This is a genomic window from Abiotrophia defectiva ATCC 49176 (genome assembly GCF_037041345.1).
Classification (GTDB): domain Bacteria; phylum Bacillota; class Bacilli; order Lactobacillales; family Aerococcaceae; genus Abiotrophia.
Window position 1 is genome coordinate 1,621,162 of the sequence record NZ_CP146287.1, and the last position, 25,015, is coordinate 1,646,176.

The following is a 25,015-nucleotide window of genomic DNA, read 5'->3' on the forward strand; positions in this document are numbered from 1 at the left end:
CTCCCTGCCCCTAGATTAAAGGAAGGAGGACCCCCATGACGGATGCCCAGTCCCAGACCGCCCAAGAACGGGCCAAGGTTCAAGAACGAATTGAAGCCAAGCTCAAGCTCTTGCCAGATTTACCCGGTTGCTATCTCATGAAAGATGCGGCCGATCAGATTCTCTATGTCGGCAAGGCCAAGAACCTTAAGAACCGGGTGCGCTCCTATTTCCGTGGCGCTCACGATACCAAAACTACCAAACTAGTGTCAGAAATCGACCACTTCGAGACCATCATCACCAACAGTAATAAGGAAGCACTCTTGCTGGAAATCAATCTAATTCAGCAATATAAGCCGCCTTATAATATTCGGCTCAAGGAAGGGACCATGTATCCCTACCTTAAAATCACCAAGGAACGCCATCCCCAACTCATCATCACATCCAATGTGACCAAGGACGGCGGTCTCTACTTTGGCCCCTTCCCTAATGTGGGGGCAGCCACCCAAACCCAGCAACTCTTACATCGGGTCTATCCCCTTCGTCGTTGTGGTAAAAATGAGAAACGGGCTTGCTTCTATTATCATCTAGGTCAGTGCATTGGTCCTTGCGATCATGAAGTCACCAAGGACATGTACCAGCAACAGATTCAGAAGATTAAGCAATTTTTCAACGGCGATATCCAACCCATTATGACTCAGCTCAAGGACAAAATGCAGGCAGCCGCCGAGCGTCTGGACTTCGAACAGGCCGCCGATTACCGGGACCAACTCCAATACATTGAGACCACTATCGAGCGTCAGATTATCATGAGCCAGGACTACGACAACACAGATGTCTTCGCCTATGACTTCCAACGGGGCTGGATTTCCATCCAGGTCTTCATGCTCAGACAAGGTAGCATCCTCAAACGTGAGGCTGCCATCTACCCTGCTTACACGGACCCCGACGAGGAGTTGACGACCTTTATCGCCCGCTTCTATCAGGAAGAAAACCACTTACTTCCTAAGGCTATCTTGGTCCCTGAGGATGTTGACAAGGACTTGTTATCGCAAGTGATTTCAGTCCCTATCAGCACGCCACAGCGAGGTAAGAAAAAATCCATGTTGGACCTTTGCGCTAAGAACAGCCAGCTGGCTCTCAATGAACGCCTCAACCTCTTGGACATCCAAGCCCAACAAACTCGTGGTGTCAGCGAAGACCTGGCGGCAGCCTTGGGTATCCCTCTGGCCTATCATATCGAAGCCTTCGACCACTCCAACATTTCAGGGACTGGCCTGGTGTCGGGTATGGTAGTTTACAAAGAAGGCAAGCCTGACCGCAAGAGCTACCGTAAGTTTAAAATCAAGGAATCTAACCAAACCAATGAATTTGCCCACACCCAAGAGGTCATTCGCCGTCGTTATTCGCGCTTACTGCGTGAGGAACAGCCCCTGCCTAATCTGATTTTGATGGATGGGGGCAAGGTCCAGGTCCGGGCAGCCCGCCAGGTGATTGAAGAGGAACTAGGCCTCTCTATTCCTGTCGCTGGCATGGTCAAAGACGACAAACACCGGACCGCTTCCCTCCTGAATGGCTATAGCGAGGAGTTGGTAGAGCTAGACCGCCAGTCGCCTGTCTTCCACTATATCCAAAGAATCCAAGAAGAAGTTCACCGCTACGCTATTTCCTACCACCGTCAAGTACGGAGCAAGCAACAATTCGCCTCTAAGTTAGACGCCATTCCGGGTGTAGGTAAGGTGACCCGCACCAAGTTGCTCAAACACTTCAAGTCCCTCAAGGCTATGAAAGAAGCCTCTATCGAGGACTATGCCAAGCTTGGTGTAAGGGCTGAATTGGCTGAACGGATTATTGCCTATCTAAGCAAACAAAAGGACTGAGCCTAAGCTCAGTCCTTTTTGCATACTATGATTTTAAGTGACTAGCCATAAAGCCAGGACGTAAAAACTAACCCAGGCTAAGTTAAGGGCAGCACCATTAAAGAGGGGCGTCCACCGGCGGATGACATAATGGCTAAGGCCCAGCCAGATTGGTGTGGTCACCAGCGGGGTGGCTAATAGAAAGTAAGTCGGCCACTGGGTCTGCCCAGTCACAATGGCCAGGCCATACAGAGCCCAACCCAAGTAGGTTATTACAATGGCCGACAGCCAGGTCACATTGAGTAAGTGATTGGCCTGATTAAGCGCCTCTACCAAAAATTTATTGGCCTTTCCCGCTTCTGCGTAATCCTGACAATAAGCCTTGCCTAGAATGGCTAGCACATAGAAAGCCCCATGAGCCAAAGGGGACAGGCTGAAGCCGATCAGGAGACAAAGCAGTCCCGCCCAGGCCAAGCCCCTTACTGGTTGGGCCATTTGCCAGAGGCCATAGAGACTTAGAAGCGGTAGCCAAATAGAAAATTGGGCCAGCCAAACACCCCAGCGTAAACGACGGTCGGTCCCTGATCTCATATAAAGAGCCAGGCGTAAATTGGTCACACCCCCTGCTTGGTAGCGGACCAAGTCTTCTTCAGTCACCGGCGCAAAACCTACTAGTAATATATCGCCCACCAACCAGGCCAGAGCCCCAAAAAGACCTGCCAAAAATGAAGCCTGCACTAGGGTCATCAAAATCCCTCCTCCACACTTGTTACTCTCAGTCTAGCACACCCTCAGCCTTTTATATAACAAAAAGGCTGAGACCAAGGTCTCAGCCAAATTTATTACATCATACCTGGCATGCCGCCCATTCCGGCTGGCATATCAGGGCTTTCCTTTGGAATGTCTGCTACAACGGCTTCTGTCGTTAAGAGCAAGGCTGCTACAGAGGCTGCATTTTGAAGGGCAGAACGGGTTACCTTGGTTGGGTCCACAATCCCTGCTTCAATCATGTTCTCAAAGACATCAGTTGCGGCGTTATAACCTACACCTTTTTCAGAGCGACGGAGGGTGTCCACAATGACAGAGCCTTCCTTACCAGCGTTAGCTGCAATCTGACGAACTGGTTCTTCCAAAGCACGAGCTACAATCTTAACCCCAGTTGCTTCGTCGCCTTCAGCTTCAACTGCTGCCACGATTTCTTGAACGTTAACCAAGGCAGTACCCCCACCAGGCACGATCCCTTCTTCTACGGCCGCGCGAGTCGCGTTGAGGGCGTCTTCGATGCGGAGTTTGCGTTCTTTTTGCTCAGTTTCAGTAGCTGCCCCTACTTTAATAACGGCTACCCCACCTGACAATTTAGCTAAACGTTCTTGGAGTTTTTCCTTGTCGAAGCTTGAGGTGCTTTCTTCTGCTTGGGCGCGAATGACCGCAATACGGTCTGCGATGGCTTGCTTGTTGCCAGCCCCTTCTACGATAGTGGTAGAGTCCTTAGTTACCGTTACTTTACCGGCATGACCTAGATGTTCTACGGTCGCATCCTTCAGTTCAAAGCCTAATTCTTCAGAGACAACGGTTGCCCCGGTCAAGACTGCGATGTCTTCCAACATGGCCTTACGACGGTCCCCAAAACCAGGCGCCTTAACGGCCACCACGTTCAAGGTCCCACGCAACTTGTTAAGGACTAAGGTTGGCAAGGCTTCGCCGTCTACATCTTCCGCAATAATAAGGAGCGGACGACCAGATTGCATAATGCCTTCCAAGAGTGGTAAAACATCTTGGATGTTGGTAATCTTGCGGTCGGTCACGAAGATAACAGGATTCTCCAATTCAGCAACCATCTTCTCATTATCGGTTACCATGTATTGAGAGAGATAACCTCGATCAAATTGCATCCCTTCGACTACTGATAATTCCGTCTCGATAGACTTAGATTCTTCAATGGTGATGACACCGTCGTTGCCAACACGTTCCATCGCGTCCGCAATCAAGTCACCAATGGCTGGGTCGCCAGAAGAGACAGCGGCTACTTGGGCAATGGCTTCTTTGGATAAAACTGGTTGAGATAAGGCTTGCAAAGCTTCAACTGCTGCCTTAGTAGCCTTGTCAATCCCGCGACGGATGCCAACTGGGTTAGCCCCAGCCGTCACGTTCTTCATGCCTTCGTTGGCAATAGCTTGGGTCAAGACAGTTGCCGTCGTGGTTCCGTCACCCGCTACATCATTGGTCTTGCTAGCCACTTCCAGCACCAATTGCGCCCCCATGTTTTCGAAGCGGTCTTCTAATTCGATTTCACGTGCGATGGTTACCCCATCATTGGTAATCAAAGGGGAGCCAAAGGTCTTGTCTAAGACCACATTACGGCCCTTAGGCCCTAAGGTTGTTTTCACTGTGTTTGCTAAAATATCTACCCCGCGCAAGAGAGCTGCGCGAGCGTCTTCTGAGAATTTCAATTCTTTTGCCATCAAGAGTCACTCCTTTTCTATTCTCTGCCTTGTGCTTAGCCTAAAACTGCCAAGACATGGTCTAATTCAATTACTAAATATTCTTGGCCGTCTTGCTTAACGGTCACGCCTGCATAAGATTCAAAGACAACACGGTCGCCGACTGCGACTTCGCCAGCGCTTGCTACTTCCTTGCTGACTGCTAGGACCGTCCCGGTCTCTTGTTTTTCTTGGGCGGCGCTAGATAAGATCAAGCCTCCAAGGCTTTTTTCTTCTGCTGGGGCTACTTCAATTACCAGTCGTTTGCCTAATGGTTTTAACATGGGATTTCCTCCATTCATTCTGAAACTTAGCACTCAAACACCTCAAGTGCTAACCACTCCTTTATAATAGTCTAAAATAGTCAAAAAAGCAAGTGATAGGCACTTGCTTTTTGAAACTTATGATTTAATTTTTAGATAGCCGTCTTCTGACCGATAAGAAGCTAAGGCTTCCCAAACTGCTACTGGACAAGTCACAATGAAGAGGAAGATATAGCCAGTCTGTAACCACATGACCGCAACGTCACTGAGGCCATGGACCAAGACGGTGACAATCATGGCGGTCACTAGCCCAATCTCAGCTTGAACTTCTGGTTTGAACCAGAGGGCCACCCGTTCACGGAAGTAGCCAACCGTCCCAATCAAGTAGATTGCCGTCCCATAGAGACCATAAGAAGAGAGGAACTCTAGGAAAATCTGATGGGCGTGAGGTTGTCCCTTACCACCATAGAGATAGAAGAAACTGAAGTAGGACATAGGTCCCCGCCCTGTTAAAGGATAATCGGTGAAGATGCCCCAGGCCGCCCGCCAAATCATTTCCCGCTCTTCTAAGCTATGAGAGAAGGAAGCCGAGGTAAAGCGCGCCAGGAGTTCTGGGAAGAAGAAGACCAAGCAGGCTCCGGCTAACCCAATCCCACCTAGCCATAAGACCAGGCGACGGTTAATGAAGAAGACAAAGGTGATAGACCCCACCACTAGGGCCGGCAAGGCCATGCGAGAGGCGGTCAGTAAGATGCCGACCACATTCAAGACCATGCTGAGACCATACCAGACCTTGGCCTTCTTAGTGCCTGCCTTGACAAAGAGGTAGGCCCCCACCAAGAGGGCAAAAATACAGAAGAGCCCATAATAGTTGGCATTAAAGAGGGTTGACATGGCCCGGTGTTGGGGGTTAGGATCCCGCACAATATAGTCCAGGGGAAGACCATGACTAGCAATAAAGACTTGGTAGTGATAGATAGCATAGAGACTAGTTCCAATGCTACCTAAGCCAATGATATTGAGCATTTTTATCAGTAGGTCTGGTGTTACAAAACTACGATAAATCCGAAAGAAGGTCCAAACCAGGATAAAGCCAATGGCTGCCCAGATGCCGTACTGGTTGCGGTTGGCAAAGGCTATGATAAAGCTAAAAATCGCGCCCGCACCGAACCAGCCTGTTCCTAGGGCAATCTTCCATAAACGTCGCCGGTACTTCCAGAAAATCAAGCCCACGGCTATTACCGCCGCTGGCACACTAATATAAAAAGGAAAAAGAATTAAGATACTTACATAAGTCATAATGACTGCAGGCTGCGACATTAGATCGCGGAACGTTGGCCGTGTCGCCTGCTTGCTTTCAGTAGTTTCCATATAAGCTACTCCTCGTTGATCAGGGTCAATTATTACCTTCTTATTTTACCCTATTTGGCCGGAAATTTCCAATCATGCCATAAGCAAAGTCTGTCTTTAGCATGGTCTCTTCTAGTTGCATCTGCCACCCTATCTATCAATCTATCTATTGATAGATAGGGTATGAGCCAGCAAATTTACGTGCTCTATCAGACACAAGTTGTGTTTGGCTTTCCTGTGATAAAAGCCAAAAGGCTAGATTCTGCCTCGCCCCCAAGGACGACAGGCAGGATCTAGCCCTTTTCTATTTATTCAATACCTATTAGTTAAGACGGCTCTTGTTAGCGACGTCCTCGCTTAAGAGGCGAACAAAGTCGTCATAGATGTAGCTTTCTGACTTGGCAGAACCGTAGTGGCGGACGTTAACCGTGCCTTCAGATACTTCTTGGTCCCCAATAACAATTTGGTAAGGAATCTTCGCTGTTTGAGCGGAACGAATCTTATAACCCAACTTCTCATTACGCAAGTCCATATCCACACGGAAACCTTTGGCCTTCAAGTCTTCATAGATTTCTTGAACGCGGTCACTGTGAGCCTCTAGGCTAACTGGCAAGAGGGCCACTTGAACAGGTGCCAACCAAGTTGGGAAGGCTCCCTTGTACTCTTCAATTAAGTAAGCCACAAAACGTTCCATGGTCGACACAACCCCACGGTGGATGACCACTGGACGGTGGTTATCTTGACCATCTTCCCCAACATAAGTCAGGTCGAAGCGTTCTGGCAAGAGGAAGTCCAACTGAATAGTGGACATGGTTTCTTCCAAGCCAATGGCAGTCTTGAACTGGATGTCCAATTTAGGACCGTAGAAGGCCGCTTCCCCGATGGCTTCGAAGTAGTCTAAGCCCAACTCATCCATGGCTTCCTTAAGCATAGCTTGCGCCTTTTCCCACATCGCATCGTCGTCAAAGTATTTCTCTTTGTTTTCTGGGTCACGGTAGCTGAGACGGAAGCGGTAGTCTGTAATCCCAAAGTCATGGTAAACCGCCTTAATCAAGTCTAGCACGCGAATAAATTCTTCCTTGATTTGGTCAGGACGCACGAAGATATGAGCGTCGTTCAGGGTCATTTCACGAACCCGTTGCAGACCAGATAGGGCCCCTGATTTCTCATAACGGTGCATCATGCCTAATTCCGCAATCCGGATTGGCAATTCGCGGTAGGAATGGATGTCATTCTTATAAATCATCATGTGGTGTGGGCAGTTCATTGGCCGCAAGACTAGCATTTCGCCGTCGCCCATGTCCATTGGTGGGAACATGTCGTCCTTGTAGTGAGCCCAGTGGCCAGATGTTTGATAGAGGTCTACCTTAGCCATGATTGGGGTATAAACGTGGTCATAGCCCAAGCTGATTTCCTTGTCCATGATATAACGTTCGATCACACGACGGATGGTTGCCCCTTTTGGTAACCAGAATGGTAAACCAGATCCTACTTCCTTGGACACCATGAAGATACCCAGTTCTTTCCCTAATTTACGGTGGTCACGTTCCTTCGCTTCTTGGCGTAGACGCAAGAATTCATCTAGGTCAGCTTGCTTGAAGAAGGCCGTCCCGTAAACCCGTTGCATCATCTTGTTGCCAGAGTTCCCACGCCAGTAAGCCCCAGCCAAGCTTAGCAGCTTGAAGACCTTAATCTTGCCTGTTGATGGAACATGAATCCCACGGCAGAGGTCAGTAAAGTCTTCTTGTTGGTAGACAGTGATGACTTCATCTGCTGGTAGGTCTGTGATCAATTCGACCTTATAAGGGTCGTGCTTGAAGAGTTCCAAGGCTTCAGCGCGAGATACTTCCCGTCTTACAATCGGGTAGTTCTGGCTGATAATTTTCTTCATTTCCTTCTCAACTGCAGGTAGGTCGTCTTCAGTTAATTGAACTTCCTTGTCAGTATCGTAGTAGAAGCCTGATTCAATAGCAGGCCCCACCCCAAAATGAATACCAGGATAGAGGCGAGTTAAGGCGTGAGCCATCAAGTGTGCGGTTGAGTGGCGCATAATTTCTAAGGCTTCCGGGCTCTTGTCGGTGATGATTTCAATGGTCCCGTCAGCTTCCAAGGGCCGGTCGTGGTCAACTAATTGACCTTGGAATTTACCGGCTAAGGTTGCTTTGGCTAAAGAAGAGCCGATGCTAGCGGCCACTTGATCGACAGTGACACCCTTGTCATAGTGACGGACACTGCCGTCTGGGAAAGTTAAGGCGATTTGAGACATAATAGTTCCTCCTCATTGGATAATAGTGCTTGGTCGACAGTCTTAATCATTGGAAATAAAAAATCCCATTGACTCTGGTATTGCGACACAGAGTCAATGGGACGTTGATAACGTGGTTCCACCCAAATTTGCTTCTGCCACTGGCAAAAGCCTCTTGGTGCTGGTAACGGGAGCGACCGTCTTGACTTAACAGGCTAGTTAGTGCCCTTAGGCCAAGAATCAGTGAAGAGGTAAGCAACTATAGCGCCAGGATGTTGCACCAACCCATCCCTCTCTTGTCAACGCGACTAGCCACTCATGGCTTCACTCTCGATTAAGATTCTAGATATGTTATACCACTTTTGCTTGAAGAATTCAAGCCCTAATCCTGTTCCGCCTGCCAATCTTGGGCATAGGTCTGGTAGAAGGCTACCTTAAGAGCGATAAAGCGACTCAGGTCATTCAAGAGTTGGAAGAGTCGGGCCCGATTCTCGAATTCCTGCCGGCTGACTGGCAAAGGTCGCTCCCGATAATAAGCTAGCAAGGCCTGGATATCGGCCATAAGATAGGTACCTGGATTGGCCGTTTCCAACTGGCTAGCCGTCAGATAAAAAATACCGGCCAAGACCTTGCTTTCTTCGCTCTCTAAGAAGCAGTCAGGTAAGGTGGTCATCATCTGCTCCAAAAGTTGGGCCTGAGCCTGACGCATTTCGACATAGTGGACATCATAATTGGTCTGTCTGAAGAGTCGGTTATCTCGCTCAGTCAAGACCGTGGTCAGGGCTGCTTCTAGTTCCTGATTAAGGGTCTCTATGGCAGCTAAGTCTGCGCCCCGTCTGGTTTGGGGCTGGCGCAAAGAATCATGAATAGTCAAAAGCAACTGGCGTAACTGTTCTTCGATGCGCGCCCTGTGGGCCAGAATCAGGTCTTCTTTGGAAGGCATATAGCTATTAAAGGCTAGGGCCAGCCCTGCCCCAATGGCAAAGAGCCCCACTTGATTGAGCCAATAAGAGGCAGCTAACGACTGCCAAGCTAAGAGTTGGGTGACGAGGACCGTGCTAGCCACTAGACCCGACATGAGCTGGAGCCGATAGCTGAGGGGTACATAGATGATCAGGAAGAGGGCTAGACTAAGCATGTTGAAGCCCAGACCAGCAAAGAGCAACCAAGCCAGAGCCAAGGCCAATACCATGGACACTAGACGCTCTTGAGCCAACTTAAGTGTGGTCCGTCGCGTATCCGACAAGCTCAAAAGGGCAATGACCCCCGCTGTCATCGGATTCAAGAGCCCCAGCGCCTGAGCGGTCAGCGCCGCCGCTAAGACAGCCAGAGTATATTTAGCAGTTCGTAATGGCAGGGACATGGCGCCCCCTCCCTTCACTTATCTTTTTCTTCTATTGTTATACCATCTGAGCCGAAAAATAACAATCCCCACTAGTATTTTAGCTATCTTCACAAAATATTCGCAATTATTAGCTATACTATGAAGGTACACCCCGAAAAGGAGCCATATCCATGCCTAACCCTCATCTTATCAAGGGATTTCGCCTAGCAGCCACTGTGCTGATTGACAATTACTGGATTCCCCGACAAGAAGTCGAGCGCTACTTGGCCCGTCGTCAATACTGGTCCCAAGCGCTTATGGCCTACATGAGCCAGGCCGGTTGGCAAGCCCAACTTGACTTTGAAGGGAGCCAAGACGGTTTAGCCGTCCTAGGTTTGGATGGGCAAGGCCAAATCCAGGCCCTCATTCACCTGGATCCAGCCAATCTGACTGCCTTGGAAGCCGGTATAGCCCCGGAAGAACTCTTCTAATTGCCTATCTAATAGGAAATATGGGCTAAATTTATTGGCATATGCTTCTTTTTTCTGATACAATGACTATAGGTCCAAATAACAGGAGGATTAGACTCGATGACCAAGTTACATACTAAGCTCGTTTTAGTCACTCTAGCGAGCACTACCCTACTAGGTTTAGCTAGCCCTATTATGGCCCAAGAGCTAAAGAAAACCCCAGACTTAACTAAGGATTTTAGCCAAACTCAAGCCAGCCAAGCATCTAGCTTCACCATGCCGAGTGGCTACCCTGAAGAATTAAATAGCCTAACCGAAGATACCCGTTCTTATGTCGTGATTGACCAAGATACCCACAAGGTCTTGATGGAACGTGAAGGGAATAAGCCTTATCCAATTGCTTCTATGTCCAAAATTATGTCAGTTTACTTGACCTACAAAGCCATCGAGGAAGGCAAAATTAAACTAGATGATAAGATTAAGACACCTGAATCCATTGTCCGTGATTTCACCGACAATGCGGAATTATCTAATGCTGGCCTAGTGACCGATGCAGAATACACCGTCCAAGACCTCTTATACGGGATTATGTTAGCATCTGGTAACGATGCGACTACCCTTTTGATGTCTCACATCTACGGTTCTGAACAAGAAGCTGTTGCTGCCATTCGTCGCCAACTAGATGAATGGGGCATTGAGAACTATGAGTTCTACACCACTTCTGGGGCGCCTAACAAGTACCTACCAGAAAGCTACTGGATTGAAGGGTCAACCAAGGACAGCCAGAACAAAATGTCTGCAGCTGATGTTGCCCTGATGGCCCAATACATCACTGAAAAATACCCACAAATCCTAGAACTGTCTTCTGCCCGTGAATACACCATGGCCAAAGACAGCGACCATCCAATTAAAATGGCCAACAACAACTTGCTCCTTGAAGGGGCTCAATATGGCCGTCCAGGCGTGACGGGTCTGAAATCAGGTTATACGGATGAAGCTGGCAAATGCTTCGTCACTACCACGACTGAAAATGGCCGTAAGATGATTGCCGTTGTTATGGGGGTTCAAGAACCTTACTCTTCTTATGAAGAAACCAAGATTCTCTTGGACGGCTTGAACAAGCACCCTGAACTCTATCAATTAGAAGGCTTGGCTACCAACCTCCTGCCAACTCAAGCAGAGAAGGAAGCTCAAGCAGCCAAAGCCGCTGCAGAAGAAGCTGCAAGCAAGGCTCAAGCAGCAGGCAGCAAGGAAGAAAACGTTGAGAATCTCCCTAACCGCCGCAACAACCCATTTACTAACTTTATGCGTAGTATCTTTGGGATCTTTAACTAAGACTTATACCGGCTGAGACTAGTTCTCAGCCGGTTTTTCTAACTAAGAAAACTTCCCATTATATCATATATGATATAATGGGAAGTTTGTTTTTACCTCAAGACCTAAAAAAACGAGACCTACCGGTCTCGTTTTTTGCTATTAATTAAAGACGATAACAGGTGTCCCGTATTCTACGTTCTCGTAGATGGTTGCAGCTGCGTCTAGTGGTGAGTTAACACAGCCCAATGAACCACTATGGGTCCAGACTTCGCCACCAAATTGGCTTTGCCATGGGGCGTCATGAATCCCTTGGGCCTTATCGTCGAAACGCATCCAGTAGTTAACCGGTACAGAGTAGTCTACTCGATAGAACTGGTTGTAACCCTTGAGTCGGGTCCCAGCCAATTTTTCAATGATAGCCCCTGCCCCAGGAACCGTTTCAGCTGCTGGTTGACCTGTGACAACAGGTGCCTCTAAAATTTTCTTATGGTCCTTATAGAGGAACATGGTTTGGTTGGCGATATCGACTTCCACGTAGGTTGGGCCGATATCATCCTTGGCGTTAGGCACGCCACCAGTCGAGTTAACGACAGGTTCACGCTTAACTGGTTGGTGTGCTAGCAGCTCTTGCTCAATCTTGTCGACTTCCTGGTCCACTTCAATACCCCAACCCATAATGCCTGGTGGAACTTCAACTGTCCCGCGCAAGGTAGACTTGAATTCACGCGTCTTATTATAAGTAGAGTATTTTTCATTCAATTCTTGAACGTAAGCCTTGATAAGCTCGCGATCGAAGCTGACTTGGTTATTCTCGTCAAAGTGCATCCAAGATTCAATGGTCTTGGTCGGAATTTGAACATCATCGCCGGCAATCTGAAGAACGATTGGGTTCTCACTATACTGCTTGATTAAGCCAATCGCGGACTTCATGGTGTCGCTATCTGCTTGGATAGTTGCCTTAGCATAGGCTTGGCTGACATCCACACTTGTCTTTTCTTGTGTCGCAGCGACCAACATATCTTGGGCCAAGCTATCTGTATCAACCTGAGTCCCTGTCACATCTGACTTGACTTGATAGCCATCTGCTTCTGTATATTCGATGCTAGCATCTGTCGCCGCCTGACGTTGGCTGTTATCAATGCCTTTGGCTGCTAGGACTTGAGCTGCTTTGGTTTTATCTACATGGACCATGTTGGAGTCCACCTTAACATCTTGGTGGCTACCAAAACTCAATGGCCACATAACTGGATCTTGCTGATTGAAGAGTTGACCCACAGCCTTATCCAAGTCATAACTTGGTGATAATTCAGCCAAAGTTACTTGGGCAGTGGTCTTCCCATTCTCTTGCAAGTTAATTTGACGCTTGCCAAGTTCTTCAGCAATCTTCTCTTGGGCTTGGGCTTGAGTTAAGCCCATGAGCGGAATATCTCCAAAGTAGCTACCGAAGGTAAAGCGATCTAGGAAGAAGATCAAGCCCCCGATGTAGGCTACTGCTAATAAACCCAGAAGAATCATGCTGTATTTCAAAAAGCGTTTCATTGGCAAATCCCCTATCTAAAATTATCGTTACTCTCTATTATACGGTTAGATGAAAGTTTGTAAAGTCTTAATCAACAATTGGTTGACGACTTGTGGGTTGGCTTGCCCTTTAGATACCTTCATAATTTGACCAACTAAGAAGCCAACAGCACGGTCTTTCCCGTTACGATAGTCTTCGACAGAGGCTTGGTTGGCCTCCAAGACTTGGTCAATGATAGCTTGAATTTGCGCTGGGTCGCTAATTTGGGCCATGCCACGCTCTTGCACAATGACATCCGCCTCGCCACCCTCAGTCACCAGGATCTTGAAGAGTTGCTTAGCAATCTTAGAAGAAATGGTCCCTGATTCAATCAAGCGAATCATTTGCGCTAGGTTGTGTGGCGTCAATTGAGTCCCAGACAAGGTGGTCTTAGCACTGTTCAAGTAAGCCGATACTTCGCCCATGAGCCAGTTAGAGGCTTGTTTAGGATCTGCCCCTTCGGCTACGGTTGCCTGGAAGAAATCAGACATTTCCTTGGTCAAGGTTAAGACCATGGCGTCATAGGCAGGTAGTCCGAATTCCTTGATATAGCGTGCCCGACGGCTATCTGGCATTTCAGGAATGGTAGATTTTACAGCTTCTACCCATTCAGGTGCAATGGTAATCCATGGTAGGTCTGGTTCAGGGAAGTAGCGGTAGTCAGCAGACCCTTCCTTAACCCGCATGAGCAAGGTCTTACCAGTCGTTTCATCGTAACGACGAGTTTCTTGCCCAATCTTACCACCTGCTAAGAGCACTTGAGCTTGACGCTTCTCTTCGTAAGCCAAGCCCTTCTTAACGAAGTTGAAGGAGTTGAGGTTCTTGAGCTCGGTCTTGGTCCCGAAGGCTTCCTGGCCATAAGGACGGAGGGAAATGTTGGCGTCACAACGCATAGACCCTTCTTCCATCTTAACGTCAGAAACTTCCGTATACATGATTTTCTCACGCAAAGCTTCCAGGTATGCATAGGCTTCTTCCGGCGAGCGAATATCCGCTTCAGAGACAATCTCAATCAGAGGAGTCCCTTGACGGTTAAGGTCGACATAAGAATAGCCATCACTAGCGTGGGTGTTCTTACCCGCATCTTCTTCCAAGTGCAGACGCTCGATGCGAATACGCTTGGTTTGGCCATCGACTTCAATGTCAATGTAACCATTTGACCCGATTGGCGTATCAAATTGAGAAATTTGGTAGGCCTTAGGGTTATCTGGGTAGAAGTAGTTCTTACGGTCGAACTTCATTTCAGGCGCGATTTGGCAGTTGAGCGCTAAAGCTGCCCGCATACCAAATTCAATGGCCCGTTTGTTAACTACTGGCAAGACACCAGGGTAACCCCAGTCGATTTCGTTGGTGTTGGTGTTAGGTTCGGCCCCGAAATGTGCAGGCGATGGGCTGAACATCTTGGAATCAGTCTTCAATTCCACGTGGACTTCAAGTCCGATAATCGTTTCAAAATTCATAGCGGTCTCCTATTCTACGGCTGCCCGTGGGGATTGGTTGACATAGTCATGTCCGGCTTCGAAATTTGCAGCCACTTGATAGATGGTCGCTTCATCCAATGGCTTAGCCATGAGTTGCAAGCCGATAGGAAGTCCGGCCTGGTCTAAACCTGCTGGTACTGACAAGGCTGGTAGCCCGGCCAAGTTAGCTGGCACGGTTAAGAGGTCAGCCACATACATTTCGATTGGGTCTTGGATCCGGCCCCCGATTTCAAAGGCAGTTGAGGTGGTCGCAGGCCCCATAATAACATCACAGGCTTGGAAGGCTTGCTCGAAGTCTTGGATAATCAAGGTCCGAACTTGGGCTGCCTTCTTGAAGTAGGCATCATAGTAACCTGAGCTCAAGCTGAAGGTCCCTAACATAATCCGGCGTTGTACTTCTGGCCCGAAACCTTCCGTCCGTGATTGCACATAGACTTCTTCCAGGGTTTGCGCGCTTTGCGAACGGTAGCCATAGCGAATCCCGTCAAAGCGTTGTAAGTTAGAAGAGGCTTCTGAAGAGGCAATAATATAGTAGACATTGATCCCGTACTTAGAGTGTGGCAAGGAAATCTCCACGATTTCTGCTCCTTGGCTTTCGAAGTAGGCAGCGGCTTGGTCCATGCGCTCGCGAATTTCTTGGTTGATGGCTTCTGAGCGATAATCCACTGGGAAACCAATCTTCAGGCCAGCTAACGGTTGGCCAATCTTCGCACTATAGTTAGTATCAATTTCAGGCAAGGAAGTTGAATCCTTAGCATCGTGGCCAGCAATGGCTTCTAAGACCAAGGCGTTATCAGCAACCGTTAAGGTCATTGGCCCAATTTGGTCTAAACTAGAACCAAAGGCGATAAGGCCATAACGAGAAACCGAACCGTAGGTTGGCTTCATCCCCACTAAACCAGTAAAGGCAGCCGGTTGGCGGATACTCCCCCCAGTGTCGGTCCCTAAGCTGGCTGGCACTTGGCGAGCTGCTACGGCTGCCGCAGAACCACCAGATGACCCACCTGGTACGCGATTCAAGTCCCAAGGGTTACGCGTCGTCTTGAAGGCCGAGCGTTCACAGCTAGCCCCCATGGCAAACTCGTCCATGTTGAGTTTTCCTACAATGATGGCACCGGCTTGGTGGAGTTTTTCTACGACCGTCGCATCATAAGTTGGCACGAAGTCTTCCAGCATGCGGCTGGCAGCAGTGGTTACCAAGCCCTTGGTTACGATATTATCTTTAACCCCGATCGGAATCCCGTTAAGGATTGGCGCATCCGCCCCATAGCCACGTGCATCCGCTTGAGCTGCGGCTTCTAGGGCCAAGTCTTTGTTGAGGGCCAAGAAAGCTGCCACTTGTGCATCTGTCGCTTCAATACGTTCGAAAGCCGCCCGCACCAAGTCTTGAGATGTAAATTTACCGGCTGCTAAGCCTGCTTTCATGGCTAAGATTGTCGTTGGATATTGGGTCATCTTAGGCTTCCTCACTTTCCATGATGGCTGGTACTTGAATGAAGCCATCCTTGCTAGTTTTAACATTAGCTAATAATTGCTCCCGCTCAACGCCTGCTTGGGCCTTGTCTTCACGGAAGACATTGAGGAGTTGGTTGCCATGGTACGTCGGTGCGACCCCTTGGGTATCCACTTGTTCGAGTTGCTCAACAAAGTCGATAATAGCATTGAATTCCTCGGTAAAGGCATCAATCTTGCTGTCATCGAATGAGAGTTTCGCCAATTTGGCGACGTGTTTGATATCGGCTGGTTGGACCATGCGATTCTTCCTTTCTGATACTGACTTTATTTGCTGGTTGATAGAGGCACGAGCGGACCTTATTTTAGAATTTGCGATTGATACTGGTTGCTACCCGCCGGCTTGGTAATAACAGCTTCGGTCCCTTCTGATGACTCAATCCGCACTTGTAGATCCAGTCCTTCAGGGAAGGTATTCTGGGCGACATCCGTCACATGCTGGGTCAGAGCGGTAATCTCCGTTAAATCATAGAACTGGGTCACGATATTAATCTTAAGAGAAGCTAGGCTGCCGTTGATATTGAGGGCTTCAGCCGTAATCCCATTAAGTTTAGGGAAGAAGTCGCTGACCTTGGTCCGGAATTCTTCAAAACCTGGGTATTGATCGTTACTACCTTGGTTGGTCCCTACAAATGGCAGGAGAGCCCGGCTTTCGTTATGCTCGGTCCAATCGGTTACGGCATTCCCCTCACGGGAAATTCCATCTAAGACGAAGGTCCCACCCACCACATTATTGGCAGGGGCTTGACTGAAAATGGCCACAGAAATTGGCACAGAACGCAATTCAGGGGTTGCCCGCAAACGACCCACGATGGTGTTGGCGTAGGCTTTACCCCGCTCCCGCATTTCCCCGATCGAGATTTCCTGACGGTGCACCACGTTATTGGAGTCGGTATATTGGTATTCACTATTCATGGCCAAACCGATGACAATCCCAGATAGAGAGTAGCCATCGTTGGTTTCGACCATAATGTCTTTTTCCATGATTTGGGCCAGGTAAATTGGCGTTGCAGCCGCGTCCGTAATCACCTGGTCATTGGAGCTAGATTCTGCACTAGACGATTCCTCCTGGCTTGACTCACTACTTTGCGCCGAAATGGTGCTTTCAGCCTTACGTTGTTGCTCAGCATCGTCCGGCAAACGAGGGTTAAGCCCTTCAGGATTATCATCTGATTCACGGCCCGTCCAACGAGTCATAGTCTCCAGATTAATCAAGGTTCCTTCTTGCAGGAAATATTGGTTGGTTGGAAAGACGCCTTTGGCAATCCGCAGGAGACCTTCTTCAAAGGCACGGATATTACCGGCGGAACTAAGGTTGCTGTCAGAGCTGCTGGCTACCCCTAATTGGTAGCGACCATTGCTGATAACTGCCCGATAGTTCTCACTAGACAGCTGGTTCTGAGTGGTCTGCACCACCACCTGGTTAGGTCCTACCACTGGCTTTTTGGTATTTTCGGCTTCTAGGTTGTTAAGACACCCTGCCAGGGTCAGACTGACTGCCGCGAGGGTCAGTCCCTTCTGCCATTTATTTTTCATATTTTCACCACTTTTTATAGATTTGCTAAGAAACTGGCTTCGTCAAGGATGGTTACACCCAAGGATTCCGCCTTGCTTAATTTACTGCCGGCTTCCTGACCTGCCACCAAATAATCGGTCTTCTTGGAGACACTGCCGGTCACCTTAGCTCCCCGCGCTTCTAAGAGCTCCTTGGCTTCAGAACGCGAATAGCTTTCCATGGTCCCAGTCAGGACAACGGTTTTACCTAACCAGAAATCATTGGCTGAGGCACCTTCCGCCACTTCAAGAGGCTGTGGGCCCTGATAGGTCAGGTTAACGCCTGCCTCTGCTAGACGTTTAAGCATGGCTTGGCTAGATTCCAAGGCCAGATATTGCACTAGAGACTGGCTGATAATTGGCCCGACTCCTTCAATGGCCCCAATTTCCTCGGCAGTCGCCTGGCTTAACCTATTCAAATCGCCAAAGACTTGCAAGACTAAGCGCGCTGCCTTGGCGCCCACATGTCGAATGCCCAAACCAAAGAGCAAACGCTCAGCGGAGTTGGACTTGCTAGCTTCAATGGCAGCCAGTAATTTCTGGGCGGATTTTTCTTGGATTTTATCTAGACCTAAGAGATCTTCTAAGGTCAAACGATAGAGGTCATCCAATTCCGTGACTGCTTGACTAGCGACTAGCTGGTTAAGAATACGTGGTCCCAAGCCCTGAATGTTCATAGCACCCCGAGAGACAAAATGGCTCAAGAGGGCTAGGCGTTGGGCCGGACAGACTAGGTTAGGACAGCGTAAAGCCACTTCCTCACCCTGACGTACTAAGGGTGTCTGACATTCCGGACAATGGGTCGGAATGGTCAGGGGCTGACTGTCTTGGGGCCGTTTAGCCAAAAGCACTGAGGTAATCTCAGGAATAATGTCGCCCGCCTTATGAATCGTGACTTGGTCTCCAATCCGCACATCCAGGCTCTCAATCAAGTCCACATTGTGGAGACTAGCGCGTTGAACCGTTGTCCCTGCCAATGGCACGGGATCCATAATGGCAGTTGGTGTCACGACACCCGTCCGCCCCACGGTCCATTCCACCTCACGTAGGGTGGTCATCGCTTCTTCAGCCGGGAATTTATAGGCAATGGCCCAGCGTGGTGCCTTGACCGTAAAGCCTAAGGCCTGTTGCTGGTCAATGCGGTTAACCTTGATGACCACGCCATCAATTTCATAAGGCAAGTCATGGCGCTGTTGGCCAATCATTTGGATATAGTCAATCACTTCTTCAGCCGTCTGACATTCACGTCTGAGCGGATTGGTCCGTAGCCCCAATTGCTCAAAAGCCGCAAAGAGACCGGCCTGACTCTCAGGATGAAATTGATCCGTGTAGACTGCACTGTAGAGGAAGATGTTGAGTTGGCGGTCAGCCACCGCACGCGGGTCTAACTGACGTAAGCCACCAGCCGCCGCATTGCGGGGATTCTTAAAGATTTCTTGGCCTTGGGCTTCGCGTTCCTCATTGAGTGCAAGGAAGACAGCCTTAGGCATGTAACATTCACCGCGCACTTCTACTGACAGATTTTGTCTTAGACGTAGAGGCAAGGAGCGAATGGTACGAAGATTCTGGGTGATGTCTTCGCCAATTGTCCCATCCCCCCGCGTAGCGCCACGTACAAAGACGCCATCCTGGTAGGTAAGGGCAATGGCTAAGCCATCGATTTTACATTCACACATGAAGGAGACAGGGCCCTCGACTTGTTGGGTCACCCGCTCAATAAATTGTGTCACTTCTTCTGGACTGAAGGCATTGCCTAGACTATACATAGATTCTGCGTGAGCAACCTTACTAAAGCCTTCTAGGAGCTGGTCCCCGACCCGTTGGGTAGGCGAATCTGGCGTAATCCATTCTGGATGCGCCGCTTCAATTTCTTCCAGTTCCCGATAGAGGGCATCATAGCTTGCGTCACTAACCAGGGATTGGTCTAGAACATAGTAATGGTAGGCATAGTCATTTAATAAGTGCTTGACTTCTTCAAGGCGTGCCTGAAGGTTTTGGCTTGGCATTTTCATTCTCCTTCATATCCAGGTCAGCTAGTGAGCCATGGGCCCACTACCCTAATCTACATTATAGCGCATTTGAGCGAATTTTTCTCGGAAAATGCGAACTTTTTACAAAAGTGCAATATGCCCTCCCATGGCGACCACTATCGAACACCTAAGTCATATGAAAAAAGCTGAGACTTAAGTCTCAGCTTGGCTTATTCTATTCACTTGCCTTAGTCAATGGGGCATAGGCTGCCATCAAATCCTTGATGCCTTGCGAGGCGAAGGCCACGCTCAGTAGTTGGTCTTTGCCAGCCTTAGCCACCTTAACAATGGTGCCCTGGCCGAAGGTCTTGTGGATGACCTTATCCCCGACCTGCCAAGTCTGACCTGCTCCACTTGCGGAAGTGCTAGCCCCAGCTACTGGCCCCTTATGACGAAGGGCTGCTTGATTCTTAAGGCAACGGTCACCCGTTTCTTGCTTGCGAATGGTCCGACTAGGTGCGACATTGGCGGTTGGCTGATGATGCAAGCCCGTCCAAGAAGAGTTGTCAGACCAAGTCTGCTGCCAGCTACTTTGACCATAGGCGCTTGACTGACGGCCTGACCCTAGCCACTCGACCAAATCAGGTTGGATTTCATCCAAGAATCGGCTAGGTGGATTGGTCACGGTTCGGCCATATTGCAGGCGTCGCTTGCTAGCAGTCAGATAGAGAGCGCGTTCAGCCCGGGTCATGCCTACATAGGCCAGACGTCGCTCTTCTTCTAGCTCGTCAGGATTCTCACTAGCGCGACGCAGTGGGAAAAGCCCCTCTTCCATGCCCACCATAAAGACATAAGGAAATTCCAATCCCTTGGCTGCATGCAGGGTCATGAGGGTCACCTGATCTAAGACCTCTTCCTGATTGTCTGCATCGGTCATGAGGGAGACATCAGTTAAAAATTGGGTCAGTGGCGCCAAAGCCACTTCTTCCTGGCCCTGAGTCTGAGCCAAATAATCAGGATCTTGTTCCAGAATCGCCTCCCGCTCCGTTTGGTCGAACTGGGTGACGACTGAGGCAAATTCTTCCAAGTTCTCCAGACGGTTAGCCGCCTCGACCGTCCCTTCTTCCTTGAGCGACTTAAGGTAACCCGTCTTATCCCAAACTTCTTCCGTTAAGTCCCGGAGTGGTAAGAAAGGTACTTGCTGGCGCAGGGTCTCAATCAAGTGAGCAAAGTCCAGCAGCTTTTTCTGAACACTGGCTGAGAAATTGGAGAAATGCAGGCGCCCAATGGCCTCAAACCAGGAGACTCCGAGAGAATCCGCGAATTCAGCCAACTTAGTCACCGTTGTTGCCCCAATTCCTCGCTTAGGCACATTAATGATTCGGTTAAGGCTGAGGTTGTCATGTGGATTATCCAAGAGCCGCAGATAGGCCAGAGTGTCCTGTATTTCCTTACGAGCATAGAACTTAAGCCCCCCCACTACCTTGTAAGGCATATTGGACCGCAAGAGAGCTTCTTCTAGCCCCCGTGATTGGGCCTGAGTCCGATAGAGCACAGCTACTTGGCTATAGTTGGCTCCTTCTTGGTCCCGCAAATGCCGGATGGTTCGCGTAACAAATTCAGCTTCTTCCAAATCACTATCGGCAGAGTAGATTTGAATCTTTTCCCCTACTTGGCCGTCACTCCAGAGCTGCTTATCCTTACGCTGGAGGTTATTTTCAATCACACTGTTAGCGGCCTTAAGAATAGTTTGAGTGGAACGGTAATTCTGTTCTAGCAAGATTACCTTAGCTTGAGGGTAGTCCTGCTCGAAGTTAAGGATATTAGCCATGTTGGCTCCCCGCCAACCATAGATAGATTGGTCGGCATCCCCTACCACGCAAATATTCTTAAGCAAACCCGCCAGGAGCTGAACCAGGCGATATTGACTATGGTTGGTATCTTGGTACTCATCTACATGGATATATTGGAATTTCTGCTGATAGAACTGGCGAACGGTCGGATTCTGCTCGAGTAGTCGCACGGTCAGCAAAATCAGGTCGTTAAAATCCAGGGCATTGGCTGCCTTGAGCCGCTTCTGATAATTGCGGTAGATATTGGCATGAATTTCATGAATATAGCCACTATCAGAAGCCAGAAAATCATCCGGCAAATAGCCTTGGTTCTTAGCCGCATCAATGACCCAGAGTAGATCCTTGTAGTTATACTGGTCACTGTCCAAGTTCAAGTCCCGCAAGACCTGCTTCATCAGGGTCTGCTGCTCGCCCTGGTCAATAATGGTAAAGTTCTTGGCATAGCCCAGCGTCTCGATTTCCCGACGCAGAATACGAGCACACATGGCGTGGAAGGTAGCCACCCAAATAGAAGAAGCCTCTTCCCCCACTAGACCTTGGACCCGTTCTCTCATCTCGGCTGCTGCTTTATTGGTGAAGGTAATGGCCAGGATATTCCAGGGATTGACTTGCCGCTCCTGAATCAGGTAGGCGATGCGATGAGTTAAAACCCGCGTCTTACCACTCCCTGCTCCGGCTGCGATGAGGACAGGCCCTTCCGTGGTCAGAACCGCCTCTCTTTGTTTTGAATTTAAGCCTTTAATCAACGTGTCTAGCGCCGTCACATGCCCAACCTCCATCTTCAAAATCTCAACTCCTATTATAACAAATCCTGAGACTAAACTCACCTTTCAAGTCAAAAACTATAGCTGGTTATATGAAATTAAGATAGCCAAAATAGCTTTAAACCCGCGCCAGACATACCAAACTGTGTTATACTAATCAACAATAAGTCGGCTGATGATAGCCAAATATGAAGGAGTTGAACTATATGTCCCAAACCTCATTAGAATTTATCGGTAATACCCCTGTCTATCAATTAGACAATAGCAATATCTATGTCAAACTCGAGAAGTACAACTTGGGTGGCAGCGTCAAAGATCGTGCCGTTCTGGGTATGATTCAAGCAGCTCAAGCAGCAGGTGCAGTAACGCCTGAAACTATCTTTGTTGAGCCAAGTTCTGGTAACACTGGGATTGCAGTCGCCCTTCTGGCCTCTGTCTTGGGTCTCAAGGCAGTTGTCATCATGCCTGAAAGCTTTAGCGTGGAGCGTCGCCAACTTATCAAAGCCTACGGGGCGCAACTCGTCTTGACTCCAAAAGAAGGCGGCATGAAGGCGGCCATCGCTAAGGCAGAAGAAATTAAGAGCCGTTATCCAAACGCTATTATTTTGAGCCAATTTGATAACCCAGCTAACCCAGCTTACCACCACCAAACTACAGGTAAGGAAATCCTAGAACAAGTGCCAGACCTAGATATTTTTGTCGCAGGGATTGGGACTGGTGGTACCTTCACAGGGGTTGTAGAATACTTAAATGAACACAAACCAGGTGTCCTAGCAGTGGCCTTAGAACCAGAAGATTCACCTGTTATCAGCCAAGGCCGGGCCGGTGCCCATAAGATTCAAGGGATTGGGACTGGCTTCCTGCCAGGTAACTTCAAACCTGAATTAGCCAACCAAGTCCTAACTATCAGCAATGACGAAGCCTTCGCTGAAGCCAAAGACTTTATCCGGACGACTGGTATTGGGGTCGGTATTTCGTCTGGTGCAGCCTTGGCCGGGGCTAAGAAACTAGCTGCCCAATATCCTGACAAAAAAATTGTGACCATCTTACCTGATGGCGTAGAGAAATATCTCTCCGTCTTGGACTTTGAAGGTGGGAACTACGTTCAAGTTTAATGTCTTTCTGGCAACGACTTTCCTATAATATTCAACGCGTCATGGCCCTTGACCCTGCTGCCAAGTCGCCTTGGATGGTCTTCTGGACCTATCCACATATTAAGGCTCTTAACTACCACTACATTGCCCACGCCCTCTATGTCAAGGGCCATCCACTCCTAGCTAGACTCCTAGCTAAACGCGCCCGTCGCGTGACCGGCATTGAAATTCATCCCGGTGCCCAAATTGGTCCTGGCCTCTTTATGGACCACGGCATGGGCATTGTCATTGGCGAGACGGCCATAGTTGGCAAGGATGTCACCCTCTATCAGGGCGTGACCCTCGGCGGAACCAAGTTAGACCCTGTCAAGCGCCACCCCACGGTTGAAGACCATGTCCTGATTGGAGCGGGCACCAAGATTCTGGGTAATGTCACCATCGGCCAAGGAGCCAAAATCGGCTGTAATGTCGTCATCAAGCAAGATGTGCCTGCAGGTGCCATCGTATACGAAGCCCCCGTCTGGATTAAGTACCCGGGGCAGGACCAAATTGTGCCTTTCTACAAGACTTCTACTAGCTCTGCTTCAGAGCCAAAGGCTAAAGGCTGAGACAAGTGTCTCAGCCTCTTTTTTGGATTGGCAATCAAAGACAAGAAACCTAACCTTATGCTATAATAAGGCAAAGACTATCTTAGGAGGTTTTTCAATGAAACAGAATAATAATCATGCGATGTTCACAGCCTTACCATTCGGGATTTTCTTCATCCTCATGGGTCTTTGGGCTGTTCTCAATATCCCGAGTGCAATCAATAAACAGGATCAGGTCGGCATTATCATATCTAGTATCTTTGGCCTACTCTTTATCCCTATGGGCATCAGCTTCATTTTCCTGGCTTTCAAAATCAGACGGGAAACCAAGGCACGCTACGAAGCGACCTACCAACGCTACCCGGAATTGCGTGACAACCTCTCCTTGCTGACGGAGCAAGCTAGCTTTGTGGACCCACTCAACCAATTCTATGTCTACCGCGATACCCTCTTCTATATCAAAAACGGCTTCATTGACTACCAAATCGAAGAGTTAAGCCTAATCGGTGTAAAGATTGAACGCATGAAAGACGGCCCACATGTCTCATCCAACCACCTCTTCTTCCTCTACATGAGAGAAGGTGAGCAGGAAATGCATTCTTTAGATATGGGGACTGTCAGTCAGCAAAAATACGACAATCTCATTGAACTCTTCCGCTATCTGATGCAAGTCAAACCAAGTCTTCGTTTTGAAGATGCCATCTCAGACAAGTAAGTCAAGGAGGAAGTATATGTCTCTATTCAAGAAACTTAGCCTATTAGCAGCCGGTCTGGTCTTAACGACTAGCCCCGTACTGGCCCAATCGTCATCTGAGTCTAGCCAGTCTGACTCAAGTCAAACTTCTTACGAAAGCCTAGAAGCTGCTAGCAACGAGTTGACTCCTAAACTTAAGGAAGCCTTAGACCTCAAGGATGCTAAGAAGACTCTTGACAATCTCGCTAAACTCTTCAAATGGGAAGTAACGGATAGTAAGGAAACTCAACTAGCTAATACCGACTTCAAGTACACCATCCACCGCTTCGGTCCTGAGGCAGTGCTCCTATCAACTCCCGATAACAAGGTGCTAGCCTTCGCTATGGCTAAGCTAGACGCCGATAGCATCCGACAACGCATGGCAGGCCTAGGGGTCAAACCTGAAGCCCAAATGGAGCGATTGCTTAATCGGGAACCCTCGCCTGTCGATAAGGTCTTTGTCGAGACTAAGGATTTCGGCCTTATCCTAAGTGGCCACCGCATCGGTCAGGATGAGAAAAAGCCTGACAAACCACAGTACGATCTCTTCCTTATTTACAACCATGATTTCTACAAGGCGATGGTCAAAGACTTTGAATAAACATAAAAGGCTAAGTTTTCA

20 protein-coding genes are annotated in these 25,015 nt (G+C 48.8%); 7 read left to right on the forward strand and 13 right to left on the reverse strand.

Annotated features, from left to right (window positions below; translation table 11 throughout):
* The first annotated feature begins 35 nt into the window (after window positions 1-35).
* Entirely contained in the window at window positions 36-1,859 is a 1,824-nt protein-coding gene (gene uvrC / locus V7R82_RS07535; RefSeq protein WP_070756506.1) for an excinuclease ABC subunit UvrC, read from the forward strand.
* Between the two features lie 33 nt (window positions 1,860-1,892).
* Here the strand turns inward: uvrC and V7R82_RS07540 are convergent, their stop codons facing one another.
* The 6 genes from V7R82_RS07540 to V7R82_RS07565 all read right to left on the reverse strand — a co-directional run bounded on the left by V7R82_RS07540 (window position 1,893) and on the right by V7R82_RS07565 (window position 9,539).
* A complete protein-coding gene (locus tag V7R82_RS07540; RefSeq protein WP_070756505.1) occupies window positions 1,893-2,585 on the reverse strand; it encodes a DUF6796 family protein in 693 nt (230 codons plus the stop codon).
* A 95-nt stretch (window positions 2,586-2,680) separates the two neighbouring features.
* Window positions 2,681-4,300 carry a chaperonin GroEL gene (gene groL, locus V7R82_RS07545; protein ID WP_070756504.1) on the reverse strand — a complete coding sequence of 540 codons (1,620 nt, stop codon included), beginning with the start codon at window positions 4,298-4,300 and terminating at the stop codon, window positions 2,681-2,683.
* Between the two features lie 35 nt (window positions 4,301-4,335).
* Complete coding sequence (locus V7R82_RS07550; protein ID WP_070756503.1) at window positions 4,336-4,602, reverse strand: co-chaperone GroES; 267 nt, start codon at window positions 4,600-4,602, stop codon at window positions 4,336-4,338.
* A 117-nt stretch (window positions 4,603-4,719) separates the two neighbouring features.
* Complete coding sequence (locus tag V7R82_RS07555) at window positions 4,720-5,952, reverse strand: O-antigen ligase family protein (RefSeq protein WP_338542244.1); 1,233 nt, start codon at window positions 5,950-5,952, stop codon at window positions 4,720-4,722.
* Window positions 5,953-6,253: 301 nt separating this feature from the next.
* Window positions 6,254-8,197 carry a threonine--tRNA ligase gene (gene thrS, locus V7R82_RS07560; protein WP_338542246.1) on the reverse strand — a complete coding sequence of 648 codons (1,944 nt, stop codon included), beginning with the start codon at window positions 8,195-8,197 and terminating at the stop codon, window positions 6,254-6,256.
* Window positions 8,198-8,558: 361 nt separating this feature from the next.
* On the reverse strand, window positions 8,559-9,539 hold the full coding sequence (locus V7R82_RS07565) for an aromatic acid exporter family protein (RefSeq protein ID WP_338542248.1): 981 nt from the start codon (window positions 9,537-9,539) through the stop codon (window positions 8,559-8,561).
* Between the two features lie 152 nt (window positions 9,540-9,691).
* On the opposite strand from V7R82_RS07565, the gene V7R82_RS07570 reads away from it, so the two are divergent.
* Window positions 9,692-9,991, forward strand: a complete 300-nt coding sequence (locus tag V7R82_RS07570; RefSeq protein ID WP_306486068.1) for a hypothetical protein — start codon at window positions 9,692-9,694, stop codon at window positions 9,989-9,991.
* A 99-nt stretch (window positions 9,992-10,090) separates the two neighbouring features.
* Window positions 10,091-11,305: a D-alanyl-D-alanine carboxypeptidase family protein gene (locus V7R82_RS07575; RefSeq protein WP_314393870.1), complete on the forward strand. Its 1,215-nt coding sequence runs from the start codon at window positions 10,091-10,093 to the stop codon at window positions 11,303-11,305.
* 141 nt (window positions 11,306-11,446) lie between these two features.
* Here V7R82_RS07575 and V7R82_RS07580 read toward each other — a convergent pair whose 3' ends face one another.
* The 7 genes from V7R82_RS07580 to pcrA all read right to left on the reverse strand — a co-directional run bounded on the left by V7R82_RS07580 (window position 11,447) and on the right by pcrA (window position 21,994).
* A complete protein-coding gene (locus V7R82_RS07580; RefSeq protein ID WP_338542252.1) occupies window positions 11,447-12,826 on the reverse strand; it encodes a L,D-transpeptidase family protein in 1,380 nt (459 codons plus the stop codon).
* 45 nt (window positions 12,827-12,871) lie between these two features.
* Window positions 12,872-14,305, reverse strand: coding sequence for an Asp-tRNA(Asn)/Glu-tRNA(Gln) amidotransferase subunit GatB (gene gatB, locus V7R82_RS07585; RefSeq protein ID WP_338542254.1), 1,434 nt, complete (start codon window positions 14,303-14,305; stop codon window positions 12,872-12,874).
* Window positions 14,306-14,314: 9 nt separating this feature from the next.
* Window positions 14,315-15,781, reverse strand: a complete 1,467-nt coding sequence (gatA, locus tag V7R82_RS07590) for an Asp-tRNA(Asn)/Glu-tRNA(Gln) amidotransferase subunit GatA (RefSeq protein WP_314389139.1) — start codon at window positions 15,779-15,781, stop codon at window positions 14,315-14,317.
* Window position 15,782: 1 nt separating this feature from the next.
* A complete protein-coding gene (gene gatC / locus V7R82_RS07595) occupies window positions 15,783-16,079 on the reverse strand; it encodes an Asp-tRNA(Asn)/Glu-tRNA(Gln) amidotransferase subunit GatC (protein ID WP_070756494.1) in 297 nt (98 codons plus the stop codon).
* A gap of 59 nt (window positions 16,080-16,138) precedes the next feature.
* Window positions 16,139-17,374, reverse strand: a complete 1,236-nt coding sequence (locus V7R82_RS07600; RefSeq protein ID WP_070756493.1) for a CamS family sex pheromone protein — start codon at window positions 17,372-17,374, stop codon at window positions 16,139-16,141.
* A 14-nt stretch (window positions 17,375-17,388) separates the two neighbouring features.
* On the reverse strand, window positions 17,389-19,398 hold the full coding sequence (ligA, locus tag V7R82_RS07605; protein ID WP_338542260.1) for an NAD-dependent DNA ligase LigA: 2,010 nt from the start codon (window positions 19,396-19,398) through the stop codon (window positions 17,389-17,391).
* A gap of 199 nt (window positions 19,399-19,597) precedes the next feature.
* Entirely contained in the window at window positions 19,598-21,994 is a 2,397-nt protein-coding gene (gene pcrA / locus V7R82_RS07610; protein WP_338543760.1) for a DNA helicase PcrA, read from the reverse strand.
* A 191-nt stretch (window positions 21,995-22,185) separates the two neighbouring features.
* Here pcrA and V7R82_RS07615 point away from each other — a divergent pair, with 191 nt between their 5' ends.
* From V7R82_RS07615 to V7R82_RS07630, 4 genes are all read left to right on the forward strand, one after another.
* Window positions 22,186-23,094, forward strand: a complete 909-nt coding sequence (locus V7R82_RS07615) for a PLP-dependent cysteine synthase family protein (protein ID WP_035363955.1) — start codon at window positions 22,186-22,188, stop codon at window positions 23,092-23,094.
* A complete protein-coding gene (epsC, locus tag V7R82_RS07620) occupies window positions 23,094-23,681 on the forward strand; it encodes a serine O-acetyltransferase EpsC (RefSeq protein ID WP_306486064.1) in 588 nt (195 codons plus the stop codon). The genes V7R82_RS07615 and epsC overlap by 1 nt, the downstream gene beginning before the upstream one ends.
* Window positions 23,682-23,778: 97 nt before the next feature.
* A complete protein-coding gene (locus V7R82_RS07625) occupies window positions 23,779-24,375 on the forward strand; it encodes a hypothetical protein (RefSeq protein ID WP_291430144.1) in 597 nt (198 codons plus the stop codon).
* A 16-nt stretch (window positions 24,376-24,391) separates the two neighbouring features.
* Window positions 24,392-24,994 (forward strand): hypothetical protein, encoded by a 603-nt coding sequence (locus tag V7R82_RS07630; RefSeq protein ID WP_338542264.1) that lies wholly within the window; start codon window positions 24,392-24,394, stop codon window positions 24,992-24,994.
* The last annotated feature ends 21 nt before the right edge of the window (window positions 24,995-25,015 follow it).